The sequence below is a fragment of the Streptomyces europaeiscabiei genome (assembly GCF_001550375.1).
Lineage (GTDB): Bacteria > Actinomycetota > Actinomycetes > Streptomycetales > Streptomycetaceae > Streptomyces > Streptomyces europaeiscabiei.
Genome location: NZ_LRTR01000537.1, coordinates 1 through 6290, shown reverse-complemented (window position 1 = coordinate 6290; position 6290 = coordinate 1). Strand labels below are relative to the sequence as shown.

Here is a 6290-nt window from a genome sequence, read left to right as displayed (position 1 = left end):
GCGGGTGCTGGCGGCCGTCCGCTCGGTCGCCGAGGCCGCCCAGCACGCGCTGCTCCAGCCGGTACCGGCGACCGTCGGCCCGTTCCAGGTGGCCGTCCGTTACAGCGCCGCGGCCGCCGAGGCCCGTATCGGCGGGGACCTCTACGCCCTCGTGCCCACCCCGTACGGGGTTCGGCTGATCGTCGGCGATGTGCGCGGCAAGGGGCTGCCCGCGGTCGGGATAGCCGCTCTGGTGCTCGGGGTCTTCCGCGAGGCGGCGTACGAGGAGCCCGATCTCCTGGCCGTCGTCGACCGGATCGAGCGGAGTCTGGCCCGCAACCTCCGCGGCGACGACTTCGTCACCGCCGTGGTCGCCGGACACCCCCGGCCGGGCTGTCTGGAACTGGTCAACTGCGGTCACGCGCCCCCGCTGCTGGTGCGCGGCTCCGCGGTCGTGGCGGTGGAGCCCGCCTGCCCGTCCCCGCCGCTGGGGCTGCGCGCCCTCACGGGCGAGGCCCCCAGTCTGCAGACACTGCCCTTCGCCGACGAGGATCAGTTGCTGCTCTACACCGACGGCGTCACGGAGGCCCGCGACCGCGACCGCGAGTTCTACCCGCTCGCCGAGCGGCTGGCGCACCACATGTCCGACGAGCCGGCCCACACCCTCACAGCCCTCCACGACGAGCTGCTCACGCATGTGGGAGGCCGGCTCCATGACGACGCGGCCCTGCTCCTGCTCCGCAAGCCGACCGCTCCCGAGGCAGCCGTGGTCGCGGCTTGATGACTCCCCGTCCCGCGGGTGCGCCCTCCTCCCCGCGCCCGAGCGGTCATTCGTTCTCCGTCAAGGTCCGGTACGCCTCGTGGCGGACGTCGGCGTCGGCGTGCCGGCGCAGCAGGCGCAGCAGCGACCGCCACTCCTCGGGCCAGCCGAGAGCGCCGCCCGTTCCCTTCACCAGGCCGACCGCCAGCAGGCCCGTCGCGGTGCCGCCGTCGCGGACGAAACGGTCGGCCGCGGTCAGCAGGGCTTCGGCACGCCGGGGATGAGCGCCATATGCCGAGGACGGCCGCAACCGGTCGGACGTGTGTACCGCGACAGTCACCCCGGCACCCTCGAAGGCGTCCGCCAGGTCCCGCAGTCGTTCGAGCAGCGCGGCCGGCTCCACGGTGAGGTCGATCAACTGACCCAGCAGGTAGGCGCGTTCGGCCGCCAGCAGCGGTTCCGGCGCGAGCTGTTCCGCGACCGCTTCGAGCAACTCGGGGCGCACTCCGTCGACGTAGCCGAACGACGTCAGGTTCCGGAGCCGTTGCAGCGCCGGCAGGTCCCGGCCGTCCAGGGCGTCACTGCCGCCCTCCGTCGTGTGCGTGGCGGCCAGCAACTCGGCCACCGCACCGTGGAACGCACTGCCCGGGGCGGCACCGCCCACGGGGTGCGGCAGCTCGGAGACGGCCAGATCGCGCAGCACCCACCCGGCGGACTGCCAGTGCCTACGCTCACCGAAGTCGCAGACGATACGGGAGATACGGACGGCCAGCTCGGGTGCGTAGCGGCACCAGACCCCCATGGCGCGCAGCAGGGCATAGCCACTCCCGAAGCCCTCGGTGGGCGGGAGGGACGTCTCGTAGGCCGCGACGACGACGGCGGCGTACGCGCGGCGATGCGTTTCGGCCAACTCCCAGGGCGTGACGGCCAGGAAGGCTTCGTGCACGGCCTGGGTGTCGTCGCGTGCGACGTCGTCGAGCAGTTGCCAGGCCTCCGGCTCGCCGAGCAGCGGCGGCAGGGCGCGGACGACGGCGGCCCGCACGTCCGGGTGGCGGTCGGGGGCGTGGAAGGTGCTCGCCAGCAGGGACACCGCCCGCCGGGGCGGCAGGAAGCGCGCGGCGAGCCGTACGGCCTCCTTGCGGGAGGTCACCTTCGTGGGCCGCTCCCCGGTGAGCAACGCACCGAGTCCCAGGGCGAGTTCGGACGGGGCGGTGAAGCGTGCGGCACGTGCCGCGGCGTACACGGCGACCCTGGCCCGGTCACTGCCCGCCTGCTCCAGCAGCGCCGGCAGGGTGGCGTGGGGCCGGTCGGTCCAGGGCAGCGCGCCGAGGGCGGCCTCGGCGACGATCACTTGCGTGTCGTCCTTGTGCGCGAGCGCCAGGGCACGCCCGAAGCCGGGCACGGGGGCGACGGCCCGGATCAGGGCGGCCCGTTCATCGAGCGGAAGCGAATCGTCCGCGACCGCCCGCGCGGCCAGCCGGACCGCCGCCGCCTGCTGGCGGGGCAGCCAGCGGTCGCCGGCGCCGAGGTCCGGCAGCGGGCGCCTGGCCCCGTCCACCAGGAAGCGGCCGTAGGGCGGCGTCTCGTCGAGCAGGGTGTCCAGCAGATCGGTGCGCCGCCGGCTCAGCACCCGCCCTACGGCCGGGAGGACGACCGACGACGGTTCGAGCGCGACGATCCTGGCGATCCGTTCGTCACGGGTCGCCGGCGCGGCCGTCCACAGTTCGGCCGCCGCCCGGAACGTGTCGTCGTCGCCGCGTTCCAGGGCCGTGGCCAGCCTGTCCTGCAGCTCGGGCAGCCGCCGGGCGCGCGGTCCCAGTGCGGCGGCCAGGCCCAGCAGCAGCCGGAAGTCGGCCCGCCCGGCCCCGGAGTCGAGCCAGGGGCGCAGGGCCTCGAACACCTGGTGCTCCTGACCCCGCCGCAGGACGCGGTGGAGCGGGCCGAGGTCGGGTACGCCCACCCGGCTCGTGATGCGCTCCAGGGTGCGCAGCGCCCAGTTCCGCAGGGCCGTCTCCTCGTCCGTGGCGTGCTCGACGAGCAGCCGTACGGCGAGAGTGCGCAGTGCCGACATCGTGTCGGCCGAACTGTCCCGCGCCTCCAGGGCGTCGGTGGCGATCGTGTCCAGCAGCGGGGCGTGGTCGGGGCCGAAGAGCCGCGGGTGCGCTTCGGCGAGTGCGCCGAGCGCGGCGGCGCGTACCGGGTCCCGGTCGTTGCGCAGGCGGCGGCCCGCCGTGGTCAGCAGTTCGGTGATCGCCTCCCGGCTGCCCTCGCGGGCGGCGCAGGCCACGAACAGTGGCCAGACGCCGGCCCGGTCGTCGGCGTCGGACCGCCCGATCGCGGCAAGCAGTTCGGGACGTGCCTCGTCGATCGGGCCGTGGGCGAGGGTGTCGAGGTCGTCCCACCAGTGGTTGGTGCCGTCGAACTCCACCGCGGCCCGCCGGACTTCCGCCCAGCGGCGCTCGCGGGGCAGCAGGCCGAGGACGCTCAGCGCCAGGTTCCACTGTGTCCCTCCGTCGGCGACCGCGTCCACGAACGCGGGGCGCTTGCCCGGTGGGACGGCTTTCACCAACGCTGCGAGGTGGACCTCGCGGTTCAGCCAGTGACGGCCCAGCGCGGTCAGCGACGCGGGCTCTGCCCGCACGAGCCTGTGCAGCACTCCGGGCGGCGGTACCGGCTCGTGGCGCTGTTCCCGGCGGTCGGGGGAGGTGATCCAGCGGATCACGCGTTCGGCGTCGGCGGTGGCCAGGGGGCCGAGCCCGTTGTTGAGCGCGGGCGGCAGACTGCCGGGGCCGTACCGCTCCAGCAGAGTGAGTACCCGATCGGGACGCAGGGGCGCGAGTGCCGCGACCGTGGTGGCGTGCACGCGCCACCAGTCGTCCCGCTGCTGTCCGCCTGCCCGGTCGGCCAGGGTCTGCTCGGCGTGCTCCAGCACCGGGTCCGGATGCCGGGACGCGAGCCTCGTCCAGCCGTCGACGGCGTGGGCCAGCCGCGGCAACTCCCGTGCCACGAAAGCGGTGGAGCAGGCCGGCAGCAGTCGCGCGGCCTCGGCGTCGCCCCACTCCGCGCGCAGTCGCGTCACCAGCCGCTCGGCCAGTTCGGTACGGCCTCCCGCGGCGAGCAGACGGGCCAGCCGCTGCCGCAGCACGGCCGGCGCGTCGTCGTACGCCGCCTCCACGGCCCGGTCCGGTACGGGCAGGTCGCGTGCGGCGCGCCGTGCGTACCCGGCGACGACCGGGTCCGGGTCGGCCAGCCGCTCCGCGAGGAACCCCGCGTCCCCTCCGACGAGGGCCGCGAGCGCCGCGATCCGCCGCTCGTACGGTCCGCGTCCGTCCAGGTCGGCCAGGACCGGGGCGAGCGTCCCGTCGTCCGCGAGCCCTCGGGCGGTCCGCGCCGTCAGGGTGAGGCGTGCGGGGAACGGCAGCGGTTCGAGGGCGGAGAGCAGTTGCTCCGCGGCGGTCGGCATGCGCCGATTGTGCCCGGCAAGATCCGTTCAGGCGATCGAATAAGTGAGGGTGGGCGCGGAATCGGGCGGCAGCCGCGTGCGGTTACCGCCGGCTCCGTACCAGCAGATGGAGGAAGTACGGCGTGCCGATCACCGCCGTCATCAGGCCGGCGCCCAGTTGGGCCGGGGCGATCACCGTACGGCCGAGGAGGTCGGCCGCGCAGACGAGACAGGCGCCGAGGAGGACGGCGACCGGGACCACCCGTACGTGCCGCCGGCCCACGAGGGCGCGCGCCGCGTGCGGTGCCACGAGTCCCACGAAGCCGATGGTGCCGGCCGAGGCGACGGCGGTCGCGCTGAGCAGGACGCCCACCACCAGGAACCCGAGTCTGGCCCGGGACAGCCGCAGGCCCAGGAGCCGAGGGGTGTGTTCGTCCAGGGAGACGAGGTCCAGCTCGGTGCGGCGGGCCACCGCGACGACGAGGCCCAGCACCAGCACGCACGCGACGGGCAGGACGTCCGGCATGGTCCGGCCGTACGTCGAACCGGACAGCCAGGTCAGCGCCCTGGTGGCGTTGAACGGGTCGGTGAGCACGATGAGCAGGCTGATCAGCGCGGTGGTGCCGGCGGCCACTCCGATGCCGACGAGGACCAGTCGGTTCTGCTGGTAGCCGCCCCGGGCCGCCAGCCCGAAGACGACCGCGGAGGTGAGGGCGGCGCCCGCGAACGCGGCTCCCGCGACGCTCCAGCCACCGGCGAGGGGCACGGTGGTGACGAGCAGGACGGCGCCCAGCGCGGCTCCCCCCGAGACGCCGAGGATGCCCGGTTCCGCGAGCGGGTTGCGGGTCACGGCCTGCACCAGCGTTCCGGCCAGGGCGAGCGCCGCGCCCGCGCACAGCGCCGCGAGGACGCGGGGCACCCGGGTGTCGAGGACGAAGGACACGGTCCGGCCCGCCCGCCCCTGTGCCCAGTTCGCGACATCGCCGAGCAGGAGTTCGGTGTCGCCCAGCAGGACGCCCGCGACGGTGACGCCGACGGCCACGGCGACGAGGACGGCCACCGTGATCAGGAACGCCGTGCGGCTGGGGATGCGCAGCCGGTCGGGCACCTCGGCCCCGGCCGTGTCCCGCAGCCGTAGGGCCATCACCACCAGGAAAACGGCGCCGACCAGGCTCGTGACGACGCCGGTGGGCACGGCGACCGCCGTGTCGGAGGGGACGACCGCGCGCAGCAGTACGTCCGATCCGAGCACCAGCCCGGCGCCGACCAGACCGGTCACGGGCAGGGCCCCCCGGGCGCGGGCCAGACCCCGGAAGCGGCGGGCGAGGGGGCGCACCAGAGCGGGCGCGCACAGGCCGACGAAGCCGATGGGCCCGGCGAGTGTGACGGCCGCCGCGGACAGCAGCGTCGCCAGGACGACGACCGTCACCCGGGTGGCGCGGACGGGCACGCCCAGCCCGCGCGCGGCGTCGTCGCCGAGGGCGAGGGCATCGACCCGTCGGGTGGTCAGCGAGAGGCCGACGAGCCCGACCGCCACGACGGGCAGCATCTGCAGGACGCCGTCGAAGCCGTTCTGGCCGATGCTGCCCTGGTTCCACTGGTAGAGGCCGTCGGTCTGCTGGGGGAACAGCAGGAGCAGGCCTTCCGTCACGGAGTTCAGGCCCAGCATCAGGGCGGTGCCGGCGAGGACGAGCCGTACGGTGCCCGTGCCGAGGCCGGAGAGGGTGAGCACGACGGCCGCCGCGAGCAGCCCGCCGACGAAGGCGATGCCGGAGGAGGCGAGCAGGGGCAGCGAGACGCCGGTGACACCGACGATGCCGAGCGCCAGGTAGGCACCGGCGTTGACGGCGAGGGTGTCGGGCGAGGCGAGCACATTGCGGCTGACGGCCTGCAGCACGGCGCCCGCCACGCCGAGGACGACGCCGACGAGGACGCCCGCGGTCATGCGCGGCAGCCGGGAGGCGATCACCACGGACGCGTCGCCCGGATCCGCCTGCCCGGTCAGGGCCTTGAGCACCTCAAAGGGTCCGACGGCGGCTGTGCCCTGGGTGACGTCGACGACGGCGAGGGCGGCGACCAGGAGGACGAGGCCGGCCGCCACCGCGGCCG

3 protein-coding genes are annotated in these 6290 nt (G+C 75.1%); 1 reads left to right on the top strand and 2 read right to left on the bottom strand.

Features of this window, described 5'->3' with window-relative positions; translation table 11 throughout:
• Positions 1-760 (top strand): PP2C family protein-serine/threonine phosphatase (locus AWZ10_RS26585; protein ID WP_060892194.1); only part of this gene is annotated, 760 nt, incomplete at its 5' end.
• 46 nt (positions 761-806) lie between these two features.
• Here AWZ10_RS26585 and AWZ10_RS26580 read toward each other — a convergent pair.
• Positions 807-4202 (bottom strand): hypothetical protein, encoded by a 3396-nt coding sequence (locus tag AWZ10_RS26580; protein WP_060892193.1) that lies wholly within the window; start codon positions 4200-4202, stop codon positions 807-809.
• 82 nt (positions 4203-4284) lie between these two features.
• A partial coding sequence (locus AWZ10_RS26575; RefSeq protein WP_060892192.1) for an iron ABC transporter permease occupies positions 4285-6290 on the bottom strand: 2006 nt, incomplete at its 5' end.

Coding starts and splice junctions, on each gene's coding strand:
- AWZ10_RS26580 (WP_060892193.1), bottom strand. CDS start 4,202: ATGCCGACCGCCGCGGAGCAACTGCTCTCCGCCCTCGAACCGCTGCCG.